The following is a 19,928-nucleotide window of genomic DNA, read 5'->3' as shown; positions in this document are numbered from 1 at the left end:
TGAGCTCGCCGGGCGGCTGGCGGAGCAGCTCTCCGAACGCCAGCATCCGCTGGCCCCCCGTGACTCGTCTTCGACTCATGAGCAGGAGCTGCTGCAGAACGCTTTTGAGGTCCTCTCACGAACCCGCTTTTCGCCGACGCCGGCCTGCGCGGAACCAGACAACGATCACGGCCGCTCCCCGCTTCCGTGACGTTTGCGGCGCCGGACGTGGACAACCCGGCGTCGCCTCTTCTTTCCTTTACCTGCCTGTCCAGCAATGCAACGGAGCACCACCATGGCGCGTCGAACCAAGAACATGGTCATCCTGGTCGGATTTCTCGGCCGCCCCGCAGAACTCCAGGAACGCAACAACCGCAAATTCATCGTGTTCGATATCGGCACCACCGAAAGCTGGGGACCCAAGGAAGATCGTAAGGAAAAGACCACGTGGAATCGCTGCATCGCCGGCGGCCAGACCGCGGTCAACCTGGCAAAGTTCACGACCCAGAAGGGCGCGTATTTGCACATCGAGGGCTCGTTGCAGAACAGCCAGCGGGAAAAAGATGGCCACACGACCTACTACACCGATGTGCGCGTGAGCGAGTTCATCGCGTTGGACAAGCTGGAGCGCAACACCAGTGACGAAGAGCCGCCGCAGCCGGCAAGCACTGACGGCCTGGACGACCAGGATATCCCGTTCTAGACAACACCTAGTTGGAGTGCTGTGTACATAGGGGGCGGCGACCGCCCCCTTGCAATCGTCAAGGTGTGAAGTGAACAAATTTTCCCTTACTACGTTGTCGCAAGCTCTGATGGATAGCCAGGACTTGCTGCGCTCAATTCATGCGTGCGAACTCGATGGCTCCGAGCCGCTTGTCGCGGAGACCATTGCGATGCATGACCAGGTGATCAGCGACGCGTGTTCGCCCCACGTCGCACTTGTGCTATCGCAGCCCACCGTTGCTTTCATTCCAGTCAGATCTGTAACGCCCATGCGTGGGAATTACACTCCGGCGCCCGCTGCCATTGCAGTGGACATTGATCAGGCGTTCTTGGACCAGCTCCACGAGCTTCGCAGTGTATGCAGCGCCCTGAACGTTGAAGAGGTTCAGACCGTCCACTACCCGTATTGGGGTCGCGACAACGATGGCGAGCCGCTGCCGATGGAGATGGAAAGGCTGTGCGTTGGCCGGGACTACTTCCGCTTCGAGGCCAGGAGTGACACCTGCGATGCGCGCTACGAATCAGACGCTTTGCAGTTTGAAGAGCTGGAAAAGCGGCTTTCCGAGCAGGTGCCTGTTCTCAATTTTAGCCAAAGCGCCCGCACCGAGGAAGTTGAACAGTTCCTTGAACAGCGCGACTTGGCAGCGCGGCCCGCACCGTAGTGCCTGTGATCCACGGCACAAGGCGTTCAATCAAAAGTTCCTGAGGGAGTTCCAATGGGCATTGGCGTGTTTACAGAAAGCTTCAACGGCACCGGCAAGTCATTTCTCGTCTCCGGGCCTTCCTACCTGAAGGCAAGGTATCAGTCGGAGTGCCACACCTCCCCACACGCGCAATCAGAGCCCGACTTCTCCTATGTGACTTGGGCTGAAGAAAACGGTATCAACGCGCAGGAGGACATTGCCGGCATCGTCGATTCAACCTTGGCCTCTCTCGGCCTCGACGCCGGCTTTTTTGGGGAGGAAGAACGGGCGACGTTCGATAGCGACTTCGCTCTCATTGGCCGAAGTGACCCTATCGAAATCGGGCTGCGCGACTGGGATTTCGAGTACGACTTTGTTGTTGCCGCCGCCGCGGCGAAGGGCCGATACCGCGACGGACCGTACGAAAAGATTGCACAGCCCGAGCTCTATCTGGCCAATTCCCTATCCAACGGCCGCATTGCTTCAGTCTACGCCGCTACAGCTATCTGCCTGGCAGAAGATACCCTGGTCTGCCTGCGCCACGCGCTGCAGCAGGCAGGCTTTGAATGCCGGTACCCGACGTCGGCCTGGACCACAGCGCCCTACCCCGCGCTCGACGAGGACGTTGTTCGTGCAGCGGGCGAGCGCATCAGTTCCGCGAACAGGTACATGAAGCTCGACAGGGACGAGCGTTTCCGTGAGCTCTACGCTACCGCCGACGGCCGCGCCTCGGTAGTCCGGACGGTCCAATCCATCGAAGCGACCGGTGAATACCGGAGTGGCGAAGGTCACCTCTATACCTGGACCCCGTATTACAGCCCCACCCGTGACGAGGTCATTCTCCTGGACCCGTTCGATTTGGCAAGTGATCGTCCGGCCTGGTCCAACGGCGAGCTGAGCATGCCGCCAGCGCTTATTGCGCAGCTCGCCAAGGCAGCTCCCGAGGGATATCTGTACCCCGTCCCACGCGACGAGCACACAGAGGACTGGTGGGCCAGTCAGCAGGCGAATGCCTTGGGGAGGTCGGGAGTGCCCTACTTGCTGGTCTCTGAGGCCGAGTTCACGGAAACTACCGGCATTGAAGTCGGCCGCTGGCCGAGCGCCGACCTGGACGAAGAGAGCGAAAACGATGACAACAGCAGCTTCCGGCCGTAAGCCGCCCGGCAGGCGCGGTCCGGGTGAGGACAACCTGCGCCGCCTCTCGGTACCCCCGCACAGCGTGGAAGCCGAGCAGGCGGTGCTCGGCGGCCTCATGCTGGTCCCGGAGGCCTATGACCGCGTGGGCGACAAGCTGAACCCCGACAATTTCTATCGCCGGGACCATCAGTTGATCTTTGAGGCGATCCGCGAGCTGGCCACCCTCAACAAGCCCTTCGATGCCGTGACGCTAGGCGAGTGGTTCCATGCCGAGGGCAAGCTTGACCTTATCGGGGACGGCAGTTACCTGGTCGAATTAGCCAGTACGACGCCGTCGGCGGCCAACGTGCTGGGTTACGCCGAAATCGTGCGCAAGCACTTCCTGGTGCGCACGCTCATCGCCAAGGCAACGGAGATTGCAGAGGACGGTTTCAACCTCGGCCGCGGCGATGCTGAAGAGCTGCTGGCCCAGGCTGAACAGAAGATCTTCGCCGTTGGCGAACAGGCGCGGATGACCAAGCGCGACCTGGTGACGCTCAAATCCGCGACCAAGCAGGCCTTCATGCTCCTGCAGGAGCGTTACAACCGTGGAGGTGGCATCACGGGGCAGGAAACGGGCTTCGTGGATCTTGACGAGCTCACCGCCGGCATCGGCGACACAGACCTGGTCATTCTTGCAGCGCGGCCGGCCATGGGCAAAACCACTTTGGCGCTGAACATCGCCGAGTACGTAGCCTCTCGTAAGGTGCGAGGCGACGAGACCGGCCGCCGCCGTAAAGCCGTGCTTGTGTTCTCGATGGAAATGTCCGCTGATCAGCTGGCCCTACGTACGATCGCCTCGCAAGGTCAGGTCGACGCGAATCGCTTGCGGCGCGCCCAGCTGGAAGATGAGGATTGGGCAAGGGTCACTGCAGCGATCAAGTACATCAACGAAGAGATGTCGCTGTTTATTGACGACACACCCGCCCTCTCGCCGGACGCTCTGCGGGCAAAGGCACGGCGGGTAGCCCGCGAGAACCCGGACCTCTCGCTGATCGTGGTCGACTATCTGCAGCTCATGGAAGTCCCTGGCAACAAGGAGAACCGCGCCACCGAGATTGGTAGGATCTCGGGTGCGCTCAAGGCACTTGCCAAGGAGCTCAAGGTTCCGGTGATTGCACTTTCCCAGCTGAACCGAAGCGTTGAGTCGCGCACTGACAAGCGACCGCTCATGGCGGATCTTCGTGAATCCGGCGCAATTGAGCAGGATGCGGACATGATCGCCTTCATCTACCGCGATGATTACTACAACGCCGAATCGCCCGACAAGGGCCTCGCCGAGGTCATCTTGGGCAAGAATCGTAGCGGCCCCACTGGTACGGTGAAGTTGCGCTTTGCTGGTCAGTACAACAGCTTCCAGAATCTTGCGCAAAGCGCTCGCCAGGAGGAATTCTGAGATGCCTGTAACGTCCCCGCTCCTCGATGCGGTACGTCAACTCTTCGACCTGCAGGCAGATCAGCTTCCTGCACTCAAGGAGCCAATCAAAGCTTTCCTGGCTGGCGGCGTTGCCGTCCATTACTGGGTGGGTGCCCGGGTCACCACCGACATCGACGCTGAATTCAGCCTGGTGGGGACAGGCTATCGCAACTTCCTTCCGATCGAAGATGTCATGGCCTACGTGGACGAAGACGGGCACACCCGCGCCGTGCACATCGACCGCAACTACACGCCTGTTTTTGCCCTGATGCATGAGGGCTACGTTGAGCGCGCCCGGCCGTTGGGAGGAGCGCTTGGCGGCAAGGGCAAACTGGACATCTATGTCCTCTCTCCAGAGGACCTGGCAATCAGCAAAATGGCGCGTTGGGCACCCAACGACCGACAGGACGTGATTGCGCTGGCTCAAGACGGCCTGCTGGACGCCGAGGAGCTGGAGGCCTTGGCCCTTGAAGCAGCAGACACGGCGGTGGGGCATAATCCGACCTTGCTCCGGATCAACATCCGGGAGGCTATTGATCATGTCCGCACTCACCAGCCCCCTCGCCCGAGCCTTTGAAGGTCCACATGACCGCGCTGCCGAGGCGGTCGTAGCCGACTGGCTGTTGGCCCCAGAAATGGGGGCACTGAGAGCAGATTTACCATCCATGTCGCTGGCCAGCGTCCGAGAACTGGGCGCCACCTTGGAAACCGTCATGCTTCTGGGCGTTGTCCCTGCCTCCCCTGCGCTTACGGAGGCAATCCAGCTCGCCGCTGCCCTGGCCCACCCTTCCAGAGAGCCTGGACGGGCCGTACAGCGACGATGGGGCGTACTCAGGCTCGCCTTTGACCCGGCGCGCCTGAGTCAGCGCCTACAGGAAGCAGCTGTGCTTTCGGGCCGGCTCTCCCGACGCTGAGCAGCTTACCGGCTGGCACGCTTCCATGGCAGCGCAATACGCCCCAAACCGCACTGCCGAAGCCCTTCATGCCGCAGATCCGTCGGCTTCGGCCTTTGCCTTCTCAGCTCTCTGCTCCAAAGAGAGTGGCCATCGAAGGAACGAAATGCGTTCCTGTTGGTCGGGTGAGAACACGTGGCCGCGACTCCAAAGGATATCTCGCGCCTGTTCTATACGGTCTTGAGCGATGTCGATGCGAAGGTCACTGCCAAAATCAGACCCATCGGTCATGTCAAGTGCGTCACCAAGCTTACATTCGATGAAATCCAAGAGAGCCTGATCGTCGAGCCTGACGATGTTGTCATCGGGGAATAGGTAGGCGCCCATTTCATCAATCTTCACAACGTCTCCCTCAGCACCACCGTCGCCAAGCCGGTGCGTCCCAGGTACCAACACTAGTCAACCACTTCTACTTCGCGCGTCGTCGTCGCCAAGTGCGGCATCCCAACGCACCCACCGCCTTCCGGAAGGAACAAAGCCACGTTCGACCAGCCAAGCCCGCGACGAGACCGGCAGCGCCGAGGCGCCGCCGGGGAGTCGTGATGGCCGAACGATCCATCCCATGCGGAATGGACTGGCGCCTGTTCCGCGGCCGGCGAGGGCCTCACGTTCGGCCACCAGCTTCAGCTCCTCAGGGAACTCGGCCAGTGGGGGCACTGGCGAGGTCGCTGCCGCGAACACAGGCCCCCTGCCTGAATCAATGCTCATTGGTCAACGCGCTCTTGTTCCGATCACGCCTGCGGAGCGCACTTGCACTCCACCGCGACGGCACGTACTGGGACATCACCAGGATGTACAGCAGCAACCAGAGCCCACTTTGCAGCAGGACAAGCTCAGCCTGTCTTCGGAATGAGGACGTGGCCGCCGCATCGCCGGCAATGGACTTCATACCCGACTGCCACTGCGCGGTGGCTTTATCAAGCCGCTGGGCGACTGCCAGATCACTGGTCGACTGCCTGACATGCATGACATCGCCTGCGAGCTTCAAACTCGTTCCCAGCGCGCTTTCATGAAGACGCAGCTGATCGCTCATGACCGAGAGCTGCCACACGCTCACCGGCATTCCACACAGGAGAGTGGCTGCCGCCAACAGGCCACGGGCACGACCAGCGAAGCCCTTGAGCTTCATGCCGCACGCGCCAAGGCCTTGCGGCCGGCGTCGCTGTTCGGGTTCGGCACAGCAACGTTGACAAACGGCGGGTCGGCCATTCCCTCGCGATGAAGCTTGATCGCCATCACCTCCTTTGCCTTGATGAATCTCAAGCCGTCTTCTGTGATACGGAGCTTCTGCTGAGCACCCTTCCAGAAGGACGCGTCAATGCCGAGGACGATCTTGGCGCCGCAATTGGTGATGAATGATTGCGGGAATGCGGTGGGCTCCTGGGCCGCACACCACAGGCCGAGACCGAACTTGCGTGCTTCACGCGCAATGACGTTGATGATGTCGTCCGAGTCGTCGCTGAAAAAGCGACTTCCCTCGTCGATAAACACAACGTGACGCAGCTCTGTGCCAGTCGCGGTTGGCCCAAGCTTCTTGACGTCCTCAAAGATCTGACGCAGCTTCAGCTTCACGAACAGCACTTGCTGGTCATCGCTCAGGGACTTAATTTCGTGGACGCGTACGCTTGCGCCATGGAAGGGCGCAGCGTTTGAGTTGAAAATGCCGGAAGCCGCAAGGATCTGGAGTCGCTGCACCACCGACACCAGAACATCCTTGGAGTCATACCGGATGAGATCCTGAGGCTCACGCGATGGCTTGTTGATGACAGCCTCGCTGAACGCATCGATCAGCTTCTTCTCCGACACCTGGATCTGACTCTCAAGCTTCGTCCTTTCCTCAGACAAAGCAGGATTCTTGGCCAACTTGTAGCACAGGTTCTGGAGCTGCCGGTTCTGCTTGCATACAACCTCAAGTGCGTTCATCGCCTTGTTGTCGCCGCCAAACAACATGACAAGCACCTTTCGCTCGGCGAACTCCAGCAGGTCAGTGAGCGTCGGATAGTAGTTCCGAAGATCCTGCCACTTGCGTTCTGCGATCAACTGGCGGCGCTGCGCCTCTGTGATTTCCTGCTTGACCCAGCTCCGCGGGTTGTCCGGGAAGATCCACCTGGACGCGTAGAGATCAATGATGAGGTTGCGTAGCGCGGCCTCCTGCTTTGAACCAAACTGGGTGGTGACCTGCTTGATAAGCCCAACGATGAAATCGGCCTGGCGGTAAACGCCTCCAGTGTGTGGGTCGGCATCGAGAACCAGGGGATTGGTTCCGTACTGCGTAGCCTGCGAATACTTGGCGGCCACCGCGCCGGGTACCGAAGCAAGCTCATCGTGAACATCAAATACATCGACCTCGATGCCATCACGTGCGGCCGACTCCAGAAGCCGCTTGCTCTGGTAGCTCTTGCCCGTACCGCTCATGCCCATCAGCACCAGGTGCGCATTGAGCAAGGTGCTCGGATCATAGTAGACCCCAACCTCCTTGTTCTGCTGACGGAATAGGTACTCGTTGATCCCCAGGTAGTGACGCATCTTTCTCTCCAGTTATTGAGCCGAGGCTTTCGCCGCCATCTCGCGCTGGCGCGCGAGTCGCACGCCCATCTCGGCTTGAGCGTTGCGCGCCAAACGCGTTGCAAGAAGAAGCTCAACGCGTTGACGTTGCTCAAAGCGGCGCTGCTGCATGTAGATTTCCAAGGCCCTCATGTGAAGGCTCTCCACTCGCAGTGGAGCTGCACCGCGCTCGGCCTCTTCTTGCAGCCACGCAGTGTTGAGGTGGCGCTTGCCCACCTCCGATTCGATGATCTCCCGCACAGACATGTCATCCCAAGCGCTAACATTCGGCACTTCTGGCATCTTTCCCGCGTAGGCCTCCGCGATCGCGTCGCCCTCGGGCTGGTCATTTGCACCAGCTTCACCGGCATAGCCGCCCGGGGTGGGACTTCCCCCACAGATCAAGCCCTTCGGGTCCTTGCTGAACTCGGTCGACTTCCAGACCTCGAAGTGCAGATGGGGGCCTGTGCCTACCCCGGTGTTACCTACCAGGGCGATGGGATCACCAGCCTTGACACGCTGGCCGCTGGTGACCAGGTACTTTGACAGATGGAAGTAAACCGTCGTATATCCACCAGCACCGCCAGTAAGACGAACGGACTGACCACCGCCGCCACCGGCCCACTTCGCAACCACGATCCCGTCATTAGCCGCGTACACCGGCGTCCCGGAACCGATAGCCAGATCGACACCCTTGTGCCAGCGCACCACCCCGGTAACGGGGTTGCGCCGGGCAGGATTGACGTTGCTCGACACGCGCGCACGAGAGCTGTTCTCTCGAAGCGGATCTTGCACACAGACGGGGAAGTTCGGCTGGATGTTCGCCCTGGCCGTCCACGGCAGCGCCACAGTAAGTGCCAGCAGCAAGGCAGGCACTATCGCCCTCACGGCGCATCCTCTTGCGGTCCTGGTGCCAGTTCGGCGGCCAGCCGAAGCGCCTGGACGTATCGATCAAGGTCAGCGGGGCTCAACCGGCCTTCCACGCCGGGAGCTGCCGCCGTAGCCACTGGATCGCGGTACAACCTGCCAATGGCAGTCAGTTCGGCTACACCGCGGTACTTCTCTGAAATTGGCGCAAGCAGGCTCTCAATGGCCTTTCTTTGCTCCCAAAACCGCTTGAGATCAGCGTCAAACTGAGCGTCGGTGGCATCCGTAGACTCGGCAGCGGAGGGTGCGTACATGTCAGCGTAGGCCGATTCCATCGCACGACCGACTTCCGTTACCTGGCTGCCGTGCAGCGCATTGGCATTACGTGCAAGAGCTTCGGCCGAGACTGAATATCCGAGCTCCTGCAGTCTCGCGGCGTCGAGGTAGAGATCGCGCACTGGATCGGGCTGCGCCGTCACCCATCCGGCGTCATGCGGTATCGGAAGCCACTTGTCTACGAGCGCTGCAGCCTGCTCGTCACTAACGATTCGGGACGCGAGCTCCGGAGACTTCATCGCACCCCGAATTCCGTTAACCACGTCTGGCTCGTATGCTCTTCCGGTGATCGATCCCGGCTGCTTGCTCACCGCCGCGACAGTCACCGCATTCGCTTGTTGCTTGCTTTCGCAAGCTGTCACAAAAAGCGCGCTTACCGCGCACATTGCTGTGAGAATTCGGATTCTGATATGGGATTTCACGGCTGCTCCGTTTGATTCCGACGCGTACGATCGGCCATCATGCTGTTGAATGAGTGAGCTGCGGTTGCAAGCGCCGCTTGATCGGCGAGGGTCATTCCGTCTGCAACCTGTGCCTGGGGTGAGGTGATGTCTGACTGTGCCCTGATGGTCTCGCTCGCGACGATATTGCGAACGTAGTCCATCGCCGCCGCTCGCCCCTCATCGGAATACGTCTTGCCGGCAACCGGATCGAGCACAGAAGCAACGTCACTGTCTGCCCCTTGCATGCCCGGCGCAGCGGCGACCGAACACCGCCCCGAGGAAACTTCAAGATCCGAGCACCAACGATCGTGTCGCCGCACTGCATTGCCCAAGGCACTTTCGTAGGGCGAGAGCACCAGGTCGTCGACCACGGCTTTGCCATACGCACGTAGAGTGGTGCGCTGAATCTGCTCTTGATCGGCGAGCATCATGGCGCTGGTGATGGTTGAGTCAGCGGAAGCCGCCTCCACCGAGGCCGCCTGCGCGCTGCCGGCGGCTTCCTGCATATGCAACTGGGTCTTGGCCGCGCTTTCGCCTTCTGCGATTGTCTTCTGACTCGCTGTAGCCTTTCCGATCTCCTGGCCCCACTGTGCGAAGCCGCTGCTCCACGACTGCATCACACCGGTTTGCATCTCCTGTACAAGCAGGCTGGCAGACTCAGTGATCGCGGCTACCATCCCATTGCCGGCAGTGACGAAGGCCTGGTACCCAACCTGCGCCCAAGGATCGCAGCAGTACACTGCGCGAGCATCCATCGCTGCTGTGAGGCCGCCGGCAAGAATTACCCCTCCACCCAACCCCACAATGATGGCGCGAACGCGGCTCATCAACGCGCCTTCGCAGCGACTTCGCGAGCCTTGGAGAGGCGCTGCTCACTGTCACGTTTGACGCTGGTTGCAATATCTGCAGCGAGCATTGCCTCGATACGCTCGTTCTGCTCAAAGAGCATCATCTGCATATAGAGATTGAAGGCGCCGATCTTGTTCGCTTCGCGCAGCTGGTTCACCTCACCGAACTGAGGCCCGACAATCATCTTGTACCAGTTCGGGTCCAGGAATCGTCCATTGGTCTGCGACTTCATGAGCTGCAGCGGCGATACATCTGCAACGTTCAGATTCGCGGAGGTGCCCAAGCCTGGCACCTTTCTCCGCATTGCAATCATGTTGGACATCGAGAGCGCAGCTGGCGACAGTTTGCTCTGCTCCATCAGCTGACCGGCAATGAACGCCTTGCCCTGATCCGTTTTCTCCCAGCCCTTGGGGATTTGCTGCGTCGGAATCGCGTTGACCACGTTGTTGAGATAGGCAACAGCACCAGAGTACTGCGCGTCAGTCAGCACATCGCGCCCAAGCAGGTTGTCGGCGCGCACGTCTGCATTCTGCAGGTCTGCTGCAACTGGCGTACTACAACGGCCGAGCTTTGCATCCTGCTCGGAGCAGAACTGGGCCGCATGGGTGCGGTACACGTTTCCGACTGCGCCAGCCGTATTGGAGGTGTACAGCGTCCGGTCCGAGACGCCCTTCACGAGAGCTTTAACCGTCTGGTTCGTGGACTCGACGGAATCGCCCACAGCCGATGCCGCTTGCGCCTCGTAGCATGCTCTCGGCGAGAGGACGAAATCCTGCTGAGCATCTGCGCGCTTCTCTTCCATGTAGAGCTGGGTGTCCACCTGGATTTTGCCTTCCTCGAATGTCTTCTGAGAGGCCGTCTGTTTGCTAACCTCTTGCGCAACCTGCGAGAAACCTGAGGCGATGGTGTTGTTCATGTCGTTGAGCAACTGCACCACGGTCGAGGTTGCGGTGCCGATTGCGCTGGCGACCGCTGCGCCCGCCGCTTGTGCACCGGCGGCGGCGGCAATGCCGTCGCCGCAGCACGCGGTAGAAGGTGCCGATGCCCAGTAGCCACCCACGCCCATGGCAACCGCAAGTGAAAGTGCAATGGAGGTACGCTTCATGATCACTTCCCGATGTTGAGCAGCCCGCCGGCTTTACCGCTGCCTGACGTATTGACGTTGCCGTCGGCATCGACGCTGACGGTGCCCGTACCAAGATTTCCTGCGGAACCGGTATAGGAAACCTGCCCGTTGGAGTACGAGAGACCGTTGCTGGCCAACGCATCCTTCAGCGTCTTCTCGAACTGTGCTTGGGCCGCCTGGCAGGTTTTCGTAAGCAGCTGCTTGCCAAGCTGCTGAAGAATCGGCTGGAGCGCCTCGATGCGGACAAAGCTCATGGGGATCTTGTTGTACTCGACGATCAAGTCCAGGCAGGTCTTTGTGGCCGCATTGAAGGTTGCGCTCGGATCGGTTCGAGGCGAGTACACCTGGATGTTCTTGGTCATGGCATCCTGGGCGGACTTCTGGATCTCATCGCACATGGCCTGCTTGGCAGCAGCATCCAACGCATAGGCCGGCGGCTGATAGACCATGGCGGCCAGCGCCACTGAAACTGCAACTGCGGCGAGCTTACGCATTATTCGATTCCTCACGATGTTGACGTATGGCCTGCGCAAGCCGGCCAAGCTTTTGGGGGTCAAACACAGACCGGAAGTACGGTTGGTTCTGCAGAATCCGCATTCGTTGCACCAGGGTCTGTGCGAGCTGATCGCTCTGTACACCGGACCTGACTCGCTGCCCATCACCGGCGATCAGTTGATCAAGGAGCGCAGAGCCCATGTCGGCGTGTTCGTCGTCCAACCACTGCAGCAGCCGCACTGCCTTGGAGGTGCTGATATAGACCAGGAAGAAGAGCAACTGGTGCCTGTCCGCCTCCTCCAGCGCAAGGACAGCCCCCGGCTGGGAAAGTGACTTGCCGAGCTGAACAACCTTCTCGGCGTAGACGGGCGACCCGTCCACGGTCCAGTCCTCGGCCAGTTCAATGCGATCCAACAGCTCTGCCAAGCCAGGGGCCGCCTGGCGCCAGTGCTGGCGCACGACTTCTGCATCAAGATCCAACATAGATCGCCGGAGTACTTTGATTGTTATAAGATGGTGCAAGTATCATCGCACCAACCAGATGGGTCAATACCCGAGAATACGCATGCTCAGGCTAGTCCGAAGCCTCCAGACGCCCACAGACGCGCCCGCCAAGGGTGCGCAGGCGACTGTGCCCGCAGGTCAGCCCGCCTCGACAGCCGCACCACGCCCCGCGCAGGCGCCTCCCAAGGCCCGTGCGTGGGGTGCGCTCTCCGAACGCCTTCTCAATCGGCTGGACCAAGTCGAAGCAGCCCAGGTTCCAACTCTGCAGCCGGGCCCTGCCCCGGCGCCCACGAACAGGAAATGATCATGCGCCCTCACCTTCGGCTGATAACGGCCGGCCTCTTGGCGGTGCCCGCCGGAGCCTTCGCCGCAGACCCCGTCAAGTGGAATCCACCACCAGACGATGCCAGCCTCGGCATCCTGCGTGAAGTCTTCGGCAACGTCGTCGACTTTGTGATCGGAAATGGCGTTTCAGCTGCCGAACTGGGCAACAACAACACGGTGCTTGCCGCAGGGTTTGAGGTCTTCAACACTGCAATCCTGTTCTTGGCAATGATCTTCGTCGCCTACAGCTCGATCATGGGCGTGATCAACACCGCCCACGATGGGGAGTTCCTGGGCAAGAAAATGTCGTCCATCTGGGTGCCTATCAGAACCGTAGGTGGCAGCGCACTGCTGCTCCCTCTCGCCGGCGGCTTCTCGCTGATACAGATCATGATCTTGTGGTTGACCCTGCAGGGTGTGGGAGTCGGCGACAAGGCCTGGCAGGCAATGCTGGGACGGATCGATCAGAGCGGCATGATCAACCACCCCAATATGCCAAACGCTCGACCGCTGGTGGCCAACATCATGCGCTTCGAGGTGTGCATGGCGGCAATGAACAAGCACTACGCTGAGGCGGAGCGTGCCGAGCGCATCAGCGTTCAGGAGAACGTGAGTTCAATCTTCAGTATGGTGCCATCTGATAAGGCGTTCGGCGGTACCGGAGCGGTCGGCGGTTTGGGTGCCTTCGGCATCAATTTTGAGGCAGTGCCCATTCCGGTGACGTCGTTTAACTGGGCGGCTAGTGATGGCTCGTACATCAGGAACAACGTATGCGGCGGCATCAGCTGGGAAGAGAGCCCCCAGTCCCAAGCCGGCAATGCCCGATATCTGGACACCGCGCAAGTCTCCAAGGCTCATGCTGCCGCTGTTCGACAGGTAATCGCTGCGGTTCGCCCCGTAGCTCAGCGTATTGTCGCCGGTGAGAAGCCGTCGAGCGACGTGATTTTGAGTGCTGCCTACAACTATGAGAACCAGGTGAGGCAGGCAGCGCGTAGCGCAGTTGATGCAGCCAACTCAAACAGCAAGGACGCCTTCGTCGACTACGCAGCTGCTGGCGGCTGGGTCTTCGCAGGGAGCTATTACAACCACATCATTGCACTCAATGACGCAGTCCAGCTCTCTGTCAACTCGCTCCCAACCTCAAATTCGATCGACATCCAAGACAAGGAGTCCCAAGACGCACTAGTAGGCTTCACAGATGCGATGGCAGTGACGGAAGAATTCCTTAAGGTCAGGTCACACACTGCCCAAGCCGCATACGAGCATGAAACGAAGTTGGACACCGAGGCGTGCACTGACCCGCTACCTAATACTTGGGAAGCCATTAGGAAGTGCCTATCAAAGCCAGCGCTGGCCGGCATCGAGATGATGACGGCCAACATGGCTGGCAGCAACACGTCTCACGTTGCGCAGGTGAAGTCACTGGGTGACATCGTGATGGACGTGGCGTGGGCGCAAGCCGGGATACTTGCCATCACCGCAGGCCTGGCCGACGCGAAGGCGGTTGACTTTACCCTAGGCGCGTTCTTCAGCCTGAAAGGCGCAATGGGCAGCATTGCTTTCATGGTCAACGCCATGATCATGGCGATGCTGGCAGCGGGAGCCATGATGGCGTTCTATGTGCCTATGATCCCCTTCATCACGTGGACGGTTGGGGTCATCAAGTGGGTGGTATCGATCGCCGAGGGGATGGTGGCAGCTCCAATCTTCGCTGCGGCGCATATCCATCCCGATGGTGACGATGCCGTCGGACGCGCCGGCCCTGGCTACATGATCATCCTAACCACCGTTCTGCGTCCCATCTTGATGCTGTTTGGGCTGATCATGTCCATCGGCGTAGCCCAGCCAATCGCACATTTCGTCAATGCCGGCTTCATGCTTGCGGTTAAGGGATCGATGCACGACAGCGCCAACGGACTAGGTGCCTTTGTGGCCTACACAGTGATTTATGTGATCATCATGACCACCGTTCTGCACTCAGTGTTTGCGCTCATTCACTGGATTCCGGACAACACCATGCGCTGGATGGGCAATGCGGTGGGTATGGGCGGCGTCGGCGACTCGGAAGGTCGCGAATCGCAGCACGTGTTCGCAGGGGCTGCAAGCCATACCCGCGGCATCGCCGGCGGCTCCCACTCCGGCGGCCGCGGCAAGAACAATGGCGGTGGGGCGCCGGCTGGCCCAGGCAGCGATGGCGGTGGTAGCACCAGCGACAGCGACCATCAGCAGACCCCGCGCGGCGGTGGGGGCGATACGAGCGCCGGTGGGACCACAGGTAAGGGCGAGTGACCTGCTGGCGGCTCGAAAACACGAAATAGAAAAAGGCGCCTGCAGGGCGCCTTTTTCTTGTGCAACGTTGTGGCTTATCGCCGAGTCCTGATGATGCGGTTTACTTGCGGATCAGAACGGTCGAGGACCATGCCATGGGCAACGAGGCGCCGGTCGATCTCACCCCTCCGCTTCAGCAGCATTTCATTCGCCTTCGCCAGGGGATGATTTGGTGCCACCGCTGCCAAGGCCGCCTGGATCTCTGCAAGGTTGGCCAGAGCCACATCCTTCGTCACTGCCAAGACCGTAGCCTCGTCTGCGATCACCGCAACCTTGGCTTGAGACGCAACCAGCCGACGCTCCAGCTGCGTGGCCCTCTCCTTCCAAGCATGGGCTGAAGCCACAGCGGTCTGTGCTTCAGTGGCTGCACGCGCCTCCCTGAGCTGGCTGTCAAACCGCTCTGCCTGGACACCTTGGATGTAGTTGGTATGACCCATGGATTGGCTCCGCGCTATTGACGGACACTTTACTTACTGGTAGCTGAAAAATCCAGCATTCGCGTCAGCAAGGCCCTGACAGCCCCAATTCGGGGGGCGTCTGCCCCACGCGAACATAGTCGTCCAGGGCGAGCTTTATCGAGGCCACGGGAATGCCGTTCACCTGCACGTCGGAAAGATCCCGCTTCCAGGTGGATGGGTCGCGCTTGGAACGGATGAACTGGACCACGCCCAGGGGGGTATCGAACAGATACCGGCGCCCGGTGGTCATGACCGTCACCACAGAGGGCATGCTCACCAGGCGGCCGTGCATGTGCAGCGCCGCGTCCAGGCTGATGTAGCAGTCGTCGTGCGGGCGAAGCATCCCCGCCAGCCCTTGCAGGGTGACACGCCCCAACGCCAATGCGTCGTTGTTGAGGAAGATGCCAGGCGAAAGCCGGCTGATCAGCCCGGCCTTGACGTGCCGAGAGAGCATCACGCGCTGAACCAGATCGGAGGCGGGGAACGCCTCCTGAAATTCATGGGCAGTGACAGTCCACTTACCAGCCTCAGCACGTTCGCTCAGGAAGGCTTTCAACTCACTTCTGCGCATCAGGGGCATCCCTCTACTCGTGATGTCCACCGTTTCGACGACTGCGACACAGGTTTTTGTTTACCTATCGCAAACCGAATTGGCCTCGACTTTCATTATTGTATCGTGATGGGAACATCACGCATACCAGTGAAAGGAGAGTTCGATGTCCCGTCCCAGTTTGCTCACGGCCGCACTACTGGCCTGGGGCATCAGTCCCGCCGCCCCTGCTCACGCGCTGCAGGCACCAGAGTTGGGCGCGGTTGAGCGCCAATACGACTTCAAGTTCAACACCGGCACGGCAGTGAAAAGCGCCCGCGGCTGGGTCGTTGGCACCATGCTCAGCAGGCAGGGCCAATCCAAAGAGGATTTTGTCGCCGATGTTGGGCGCTACCTGGACGCGTGGACCAAGCAGTCAGGTGCAGAGGCGTGCGCGAAGCTGGCGCAGGATGACCAGTCCGGGCAGTGGGGCGTCATGATCGTGACCCAGCGCAGCCAGATCAGCTGCATCCAAGGTGCCAGCATGTTGCCACCCTTCATGAAGCCCACGGGTGAGAGCATCCACAGCCATCCGCATGTGCAGGGAGATCATGGCTACGTATCGGTCTCCCGCGAAACGGCCCGCCTGGCGGAGCTGCTGGGCAGTAAGCTCAAGGTCGGGCAGAAGCTTCGCCTACCCGAGCCGGAGCATTTCTCCCCCGCGGACATCGCTTCCGGAAAGGGCTACCTGGTGACGGGGGGGCGATTGAAGTTCCAGGACGGCGCCGGCACCGAGCAGGACCTTGGCCAGGTCGAAGCCTCGGTCGCCATGACACCTTGATTCGCCTCCAACAAGAAGGGGGCGGCCGAAGGCCGCCCCCTTTTGACATTCCTGCTCAGCGGCAGACGTATTCGATGGCAGAGACGTTGACATCCGTCGTCCAGTCCTGCACCTGACCGCTCTGCCCTGTATTCAAGTCGCGGCTCTCATTTCCCCAGTAGTACACCTGTCCCACGACGCACTGAGCAGGGATGGGGGCTGATTCGTAGTAGTTATCGCATGCCCTGCCGTCCCACCACTCCCGCTCGGTGCAAGGCAACCCATAGCGGCTCGGGAGGTATTGAACTTTTGAGAAGAGCTCGCTTTCCAACGCATAGTCGCAGCTGTTGTAGGAATTGACTCCGTAGCTTGCATAGCACGCGCGATTCTGATGAAAGGTCCCGTACTGGACCGCCGGCCGGCAGTTGACCACCTGGTTCTGGATGGCCCCCGTGTCTGACCAGCCGCTCCAACCGCTGTAGGAGGGACCCGGACTGGAGGCGGTGCCTGCAGGACAGTTGTAACTGCGCGTCCTCGTCTGCACCTGCTGCTTCTGATACGTGTGCGATCCAACCTGCCCGGAGGGGCAACCCACGTCAACGTTTACCCACTGGTAGTTCGCCTCCTGCACCGGCCCAGGGCATGAGGAACACGACCGCGAGTTGTTGCGAGAAGCGCCTGTGGCAGACCAACCGGACCAGCCCCCATAGTTGGGGCCCAATGGTGCGGAGGTCTTGCCAGGGCAGTTATAGCTGACGGTGCGCGTCCTGGCATTCTCGGCTTGCCAGGTCTCAATTCCGAACTGACCAGCTGGGCAGTTGTACGACGAGGCTCCCACCCACTGCGTCTCGCGCTCAGTGGAGTTGGGAGTACAGTCACGGCAGTCGCCCTGCCCCGCCACATCCTTCCAGATGGTCGGGTTCGACCAGTCACCGTAAGCAAACTGCTGCGTACCGCTGGCCAGGTCGCATGTAATGTCTACGCGACGCTCTTTGGTACGCGCCTCCAGCGTCCATCCGTACTTGCCCGCTGGACAGTTGTAGGCCGTCCGCGTCTCATCGCTCTTCTCGATGGTGGTATCTCGTGTCGGGACCGTGCAGAGCTGATCCGGCTCTCCAGAGGCCATTACGAACGCACCCACCGCCGCTGCGGCAGGCGCCGGCACAACCGCCTGACCGGTTCCCGGAACCACGATCATTCCCGCCGCGTTCTTGAGGCCGCACACGGCGCCCTCACCGCACTGGCGGGCGATCTCATTGCCGAACGCAGGGCTGGCCGGGGTGAAGAAGACGTAGGACCGACCCTTGCTCACATAATTGGACATGGACGGCTCAAGCACCAACTGGTCGGGAACCCCCGCCGCTTGCCGCGTCAGAGTGCCGGTTTTGTTGCGGTCGGCGCGGGCGGCCGTCGTTACATAGCTTGAATAGAGGCGAACCTGCTCCCCGATCGCCTTAACTTCATCAACCCGCGACTGCTGTTCGCCCATCAGCGAATTTCCAGCGACCACGCCGCCCATGATCACGAGCATTGCGAACAACAGAATTTTGCCCATCACCGCTCTCCTTAGGTCCCGGCCACACGCCAGGTACCAGCCACACATGACATGACGCGACCATCGGCGTCGCGGCTCAAAAGACCGTTCGGAGCGCAGCCAAGCCCAGCGGTAGCGAAGCCCTGCAGCTCCACGTACTCGCCGGCAAAGACGCGGCCGCTCGTGTACACCTGCGATGCGTTGCGGACCTGGTACCCGCCCATATCCAGGCCAGTGCTCATGCGGTTGAGCTCGGGACGACCAGCGACCGCAGTACGGTTCACGTACTGCCCCTCGGAGGCTTCTTTCTGCTTCTCCTCCAGGAAGGGCTGCAAGACAAGCCGGCGAAGCTGGGGCCCTGGCATCGCGCCGCCAGAGCAGTTCGTGATCTGACGGTTCCAGCTTCCGTAGGCGCCGCGCGAGTTGAAACTGCCGTCAACGGCATACCCGCCAGCAATGCCGATCTGGTTCACCACCCTGCGCACGTTACCCTCGGTTGGGATCTCCCCTCCCTGGTAGATCACATATGCATCCAGCCCACCCGCGGCATCACTGCACCCGACAACGATGAAGCTCTGACCCCACGCGTTCTTGTCGGCAAAGTTTGCGGACAAGTACTTGCCCGGCACCATCTCGGCCAGGCCGGTTGTTACCGCCTGTCCCGGACGCGAGGTGTACTGGAACTTGTTGTCCTTCATGTAGTTCGCCACGGCCGCATTGACTCGCTTGGCGTGCGCGGCGACGGCGTTGTTCACAATGCTGTCGCTCCAGGCAACCATGCCCTGCATTGCGAGCACGGTGGCAATGACCGAGATCACCATGACGATGCTCAGCTCCAACAGCGTGAAGCCTTGCTGGTTGCGCCGCGTTGTCCTGGGTTGTTTAACGCTCGCCATAGGTGCGCTCTCGATTCTGGTTGTCTAGGTCTTGTGCAAGCGTGTGCAGACGATCGTGATCCCGGATCTTCGATCGAATTCCCTCGGCAGATCCGGAGACTGTGAGGCAGTTGAAGTTCGCCATGACGGCGATGCTGCCATCGGCATTTTTTCTACGACTGATACTTTGATGGACAATGGTCGAAAGACCCTTGGCGATAAATGCATAGGGATTTACCACACCGCTCTGCGATGCAAATAGCGCCAGCTGCGATATCGCATCGAGCGGCGTTTTGGCGTGAAGCGTAGCGCCAACCCACACGCCGCTATTCGCCTGTGCGAGCGCCGCAGCCCCTGTGTCACCGCAGCGAATCTCGCCAATGAAGAGGTCGCTCACACCGGATCTTCGTGCCAGACGAAGACTCTCTGCAAATCCGCCACGGACATCCGTGACGGACGATTGCATACACCTGCCCTTGCCATGTTCCCCGTCAATGCGGATCTCTGCAGGCTGCTCCAAGGCCAGCCCAAAACCACCCAGAGTCGCGAGCCGCGAAGTAAAGACCGACACACCCGTTGTCGTCTTCCCCGAGCCCATTTCACCCGTAAACAGGGTGAGTCCACGCGAGTCAGGTGCCAGGACGTGCGCAAGCACATCCGGAGGCAACCCAAGGCTCTCGATGGGGAAGATCTTGTCAGCGATCCGCCGAAGGAAATACAGCGGCTTCTCAACGAGGTCGAACATTCGCGTGACACGGTAGTTCACGCCTTCGTGCTCAACGGTGCACTCGCTCCCACTCTCACCGAGGCGATTGTCAATCAACTGCACCAGGGCGGTGACTTCGCCCTGTGCACTATCGGGAACCGGCTCCCGCTTGGAATGGGCGCCCGGCTCAGCCTTCAGGTCTGCATACCCTGAGCCGATGTAAAGGTCCACGAACTGAAGGTCTTTCAGGGCCACGTGA

22 protein-coding genes are annotated in these 19,928 nt (G+C 60.4%); 8 read left to right on the top strand and 14 right to left on the bottom strand.

Annotated elements, in window-relative coordinates; genetic code table 11:
- From AC13FN_RS14855 to AC13FN_RS14830, 6 genes are all read left to right on the top strand, one after another.
- The coding region (locus AC13FN_RS14855) for a hypothetical protein (RefSeq protein ID WP_482995115.1) at positions 1–190 on the top strand (190 nt) is incomplete at its 5' end.
- An 84-nt stretch (positions 191–274) separates the two neighbouring features.
- Entirely contained in the window at positions 275–682 is a 408-nt protein-coding gene (locus AC13FN_RS14850; RefSeq protein ID WP_263934834.1) for a single-stranded DNA-binding protein, read from the top strand.
- A gap of 109 nt (positions 683–791) precedes the next feature.
- Entirely contained in the window at positions 792–1,364 is a 573-nt protein-coding gene (locus AC13FN_RS14845; RefSeq protein ID WP_482995112.1) for a hypothetical protein, read from the top strand.
- 54 nt (positions 1,365–1,418) lie between these two features.
- Positions 1,419–2,540 carry a hypothetical protein gene (locus tag AC13FN_RS14840; RefSeq protein ID WP_263934836.1) on the top strand — a complete coding sequence of 374 codons (1,122 nt, stop codon included), beginning with the start codon at positions 1,419–1,421 and terminating at the stop codon, positions 2,538–2,540.
- The gene (gene dnaB, locus AC13FN_RS14835) at positions 2,515–3,957 is read left to right on the top strand and encodes a replicative DNA helicase (RefSeq protein ID WP_263934837.1); all 1,443 of its coding nucleotides are present in this window, start codon (positions 2,515–2,517) and stop codon (positions 3,955–3,957) included. The genes AC13FN_RS14840 and dnaB overlap by 26 nt, the downstream gene beginning before the upstream one ends.
- Before the next feature lies 1 nt (position 3,958).
- A complete protein-coding gene (locus AC13FN_RS14830) occupies positions 3,959–4,555 on the top strand; it encodes a DUF6036 family nucleotidyltransferase (protein ID WP_263934838.1) in 597 nt (198 codons plus the stop codon).
- A gap of 403 nt (positions 4,556–4,958) precedes the next feature.
- Here AC13FN_RS14830 and AC13FN_RS14825 read toward each other — a convergent pair whose 3' ends face one another.
- The 9 genes from AC13FN_RS14825 to AC13FN_RS14785 form a co-directional block, all read right to left on the bottom strand.
- On the bottom strand, positions 4,959–5,273 hold the full coding sequence (locus tag AC13FN_RS14825) for a hypothetical protein (RefSeq protein WP_263934839.1): 315 nt from the start codon (positions 5,271–5,273) through the stop codon (positions 4,959–4,961).
- A 355-nt stretch (positions 5,274–5,628) separates the two neighbouring features.
- A complete protein-coding gene (locus tag AC13FN_RS14820; protein WP_263934840.1) occupies positions 5,629–6,060 on the bottom strand; it encodes a hypothetical protein in 432 nt (143 codons plus the stop codon).
- Positions 6,057–7,457, bottom strand: coding sequence for a helicase HerA domain-containing protein (locus AC13FN_RS14815; RefSeq protein ID WP_263934842.1), 1,401 nt, complete (start codon positions 7,455–7,457; stop codon positions 6,057–6,059). The genes AC13FN_RS14820 and AC13FN_RS14815 overlap by 4 nt, the downstream gene beginning before the upstream one ends.
- Positions 7,458–7,469: 12 nt before the next feature.
- Positions 7,470–8,342, bottom strand: coding sequence for a peptidoglycan DD-metalloendopeptidase family protein (locus tag AC13FN_RS14810; protein ID WP_263934843.1), 873 nt, complete (start codon positions 8,340–8,342; stop codon positions 7,470–7,472).
- Positions 8,343–8,359: 17 nt separating this feature from the next.
- On the bottom strand, positions 8,360–9,100 hold the full coding sequence (locus AC13FN_RS14805; protein WP_263934844.1) for a hypothetical protein: 741 nt from the start codon (positions 9,098–9,100) through the stop codon (positions 8,360–8,362).
- The gene (locus AC13FN_RS14800) at positions 9,097–9,948 is read right to left on the bottom strand and encodes a hypothetical protein (RefSeq protein WP_263934845.1); all 852 of its coding nucleotides are present in this window, start codon (positions 9,946–9,948) and stop codon (positions 9,097–9,099) included. Before AC13FN_RS14800 ends, AC13FN_RS14805 begins: the two co-directional genes overlap by 4 nt.
- Positions 9,948–11,075, bottom strand: a complete 1,128-nt coding sequence (locus AC13FN_RS14795; protein ID WP_263934846.1) for a hypothetical protein — start codon at positions 11,073–11,075, stop codon at positions 9,948–9,950. The genes AC13FN_RS14800 and AC13FN_RS14795 overlap by 1 nt, the downstream gene beginning before the upstream one ends.
- A 2-nt stretch (positions 11,076–11,077) precedes the next feature.
- A complete protein-coding gene (locus AC13FN_RS14790; protein ID WP_263934847.1) occupies positions 11,078–11,590 on the bottom strand; it encodes a hypothetical protein in 513 nt (170 codons plus the stop codon).
- Positions 11,583–12,071 carry a type IVB secretion system protein IcmW gene (locus AC13FN_RS14785; protein WP_263934848.1) on the bottom strand — a complete coding sequence of 163 codons (489 nt, stop codon included), beginning with the start codon at positions 12,069–12,071 and terminating at the stop codon, positions 11,583–11,585. The genes AC13FN_RS14790 and AC13FN_RS14785 overlap by 8 nt, the downstream gene beginning before the upstream one ends.
- Before the next feature lie 324 nt (positions 12,072–12,395).
- Between AC13FN_RS14785 and AC13FN_RS14780 the strand changes: the two genes are divergently transcribed.
- On the top strand, positions 12,396–14,708 hold the full coding sequence (locus tag AC13FN_RS14780) for a DotA/TraY family protein (protein ID WP_263934849.1): 2,313 nt from the start codon (positions 12,396–12,398) through the stop codon (positions 14,706–14,708).
- Positions 14,709–14,782: 74 nt separating this feature from the next.
- Here AC13FN_RS14780 and AC13FN_RS14775 read toward each other — a convergent pair whose 3' ends face one another.
- Together AC13FN_RS14775 and AC13FN_RS14770 are read right to left on the bottom strand one after the other, a co-directional pair.
- Positions 14,783–15,184 (bottom strand): hypothetical protein, encoded by a 402-nt coding sequence (locus AC13FN_RS14775; RefSeq protein ID WP_263934850.1) that lies wholly within the window; start codon positions 15,182–15,184, stop codon positions 14,783–14,785.
- Positions 15,185–15,248: 64 nt separating this feature from the next.
- Positions 15,249–15,785, bottom strand: a complete 537-nt coding sequence (locus AC13FN_RS14770; RefSeq protein WP_263934851.1) for a hypothetical protein — start codon at positions 15,783–15,785, stop codon at positions 15,249–15,251.
- Between the two features lie 136 nt (positions 15,786–15,921).
- On the opposite strand from AC13FN_RS14770, the gene AC13FN_RS14765 reads away from it, so the two are divergent.
- Positions 15,922–16,575, top strand: a complete 654-nt coding sequence (locus tag AC13FN_RS14765; RefSeq protein WP_263934852.1) for a hypothetical protein — start codon at positions 15,922–15,924, stop codon at positions 16,573–16,575.
- A gap of 55 nt (positions 16,576–16,630) precedes the next feature.
- Here the strand turns inward: AC13FN_RS14765 and pilM are convergent, their stop codons facing one another.
- Genes pilM through AC13FN_RS14750 form a run of 3 tightly spaced genes read right to left on the bottom strand, consistent with a single transcriptional unit; the run spans position 16,631 to position 19,924 of the window.
- The gene (gene pilM / locus AC13FN_RS14760) at positions 16,631–18,109 is read right to left on the bottom strand and encodes a type IV pilus biogenesis protein PilM (RefSeq protein ID WP_263934853.1); all 1,479 of its coding nucleotides are present in this window, start codon (positions 18,107–18,109) and stop codon (positions 16,631–16,633) included.
- Between the two features lie 11 nt (positions 18,110–18,120).
- Positions 18,121–18,984: a shufflon system plasmid conjugative transfer pilus tip adhesin PilV gene (gene pilV / locus AC13FN_RS14755; RefSeq protein WP_263934854.1), complete on the bottom strand. Its 864-nt coding sequence runs from the start codon at positions 18,982–18,984 to the stop codon at positions 18,121–18,123.
- The gene (locus AC13FN_RS14750; protein WP_263934855.1) at positions 18,971–19,924 is read right to left on the bottom strand and encodes a GspE family protein; all 954 of its coding nucleotides are present in this window, start codon (positions 19,922–19,924) and stop codon (positions 18,971–18,973) included. Before AC13FN_RS14750 ends, pilV begins: the two co-directional genes overlap by 14 nt.
- Between the last annotated feature and the right edge of the window lie 4 nt (positions 19,925–19,928).

The organism is Stenotrophomonas sp. 115C5 (assembly GCF_056861055.1).
Note: the sequence above shows the minus strand (reverse complement) of the source record. Positions and strands in the feature narration are given on the sequence as shown.

What these genes read in the sequence shown, in the direction of transcription:
- AC13FN_RS14765 (WP_263934852.1), top strand. Translation starts at nt 15,922, where the DNA reads ATGTCCCGTCCCAGTTTGCTCACGGCCGCACTACTGGCCTGGGGCATC.
- pilV (WP_263934854.1), bottom strand. Translation starts at nt 18,984, where the DNA reads ATGGCGAGCGTTAAACAACCCAGGACAACGCGGCGCAACCAGCAAGGC.
- AC13FN_RS14850 (WP_263934834.1), top strand. Translation starts at nt 275, where the DNA reads ATGGCGCGTCGAACCAAGAACATGGTCATCCTGGTCGGATTTCTCGGC.
- AC13FN_RS14830 (WP_263934838.1), top strand. Translation starts at nt 3,959, where the DNA reads ATGCCTGTAACGTCCCCGCTCCTCGATGCGGTACGTCAACTCTTCGAC.
- AC13FN_RS14775 (WP_263934850.1), bottom strand. Translation starts at nt 15,184, where the DNA reads ATGGGTCATACCAACTACATCCAAGGTGTCCAGGCAGAGCGGTTTGAC.
- AC13FN_RS14790 (WP_263934847.1), bottom strand. Translation starts at nt 11,590, where the DNA reads ATGCGTAAGCTCGCCGCAGTTGCAGTTTCAGTGGCGCTGGCCGCCATG.
- AC13FN_RS14840 (WP_263934836.1), top strand. Translation starts at nt 1,419, where the DNA reads ATGGGCATTGGCGTGTTTACAGAAAGCTTCAACGGCACCGGCAAGTCA.
- AC13FN_RS14815 (WP_263934842.1), bottom strand. Translation starts at nt 7,457, where the DNA reads ATGCGTCACTACCTGGGGATCAACGAGTACCTATTCCGTCAGCAGAAC.
- pilM (WP_263934853.1), bottom strand. Translation starts at nt 18,109, where the DNA reads ATGGGCAAAATTCTGTTGTTCGCAATGCTCGTGATCATGGGCGGCGTG.
- AC13FN_RS14780 (WP_263934849.1), top strand. Translation starts at nt 12,396, where the DNA reads ATGATCATGCGCCCTCACCTTCGGCTGATAACGGCCGGCCTCTTGGCG.
- AC13FN_RS14820 (WP_263934840.1), bottom strand. Translation starts at nt 6,060, where the DNA reads ATGAAGCTCAAGGGCTTCGCTGGTCGTGCCCGTGGCCTGTTGGCGGCA.
- AC13FN_RS14770 (WP_263934851.1), bottom strand. Translation starts at nt 15,785, where the DNA reads ATGCCCCTGATGCGCAGAAGTGAGTTGAAAGCCTTCCTGAGCGAACGT.
- dnaB (WP_263934837.1), top strand. Translation starts at nt 2,515, where the DNA reads ATGACAACAGCAGCTTCCGGCCGTAAGCCGCCCGGCAGGCGCGGTCCG.
- AC13FN_RS14845 (WP_482995112.1), top strand. Translation starts at nt 792, where the DNA reads ATGGATAGCCAGGACTTGCTGCGCTCAATTCATGCGTGCGAACTCGAT.
- AC13FN_RS14795 (WP_263934846.1), bottom strand. Translation starts at nt 11,075, where the DNA reads ATGAAGCGTACCTCCATTGCACTTTCACTTGCGGTTGCCATGGGCGTG.
- AC13FN_RS14800 (WP_263934845.1), bottom strand. Translation starts at nt 9,948, where the DNA reads ATGAGCCGCGTTCGCGCCATCATTGTGGGGTTGGGTGGAGGGGTAATT.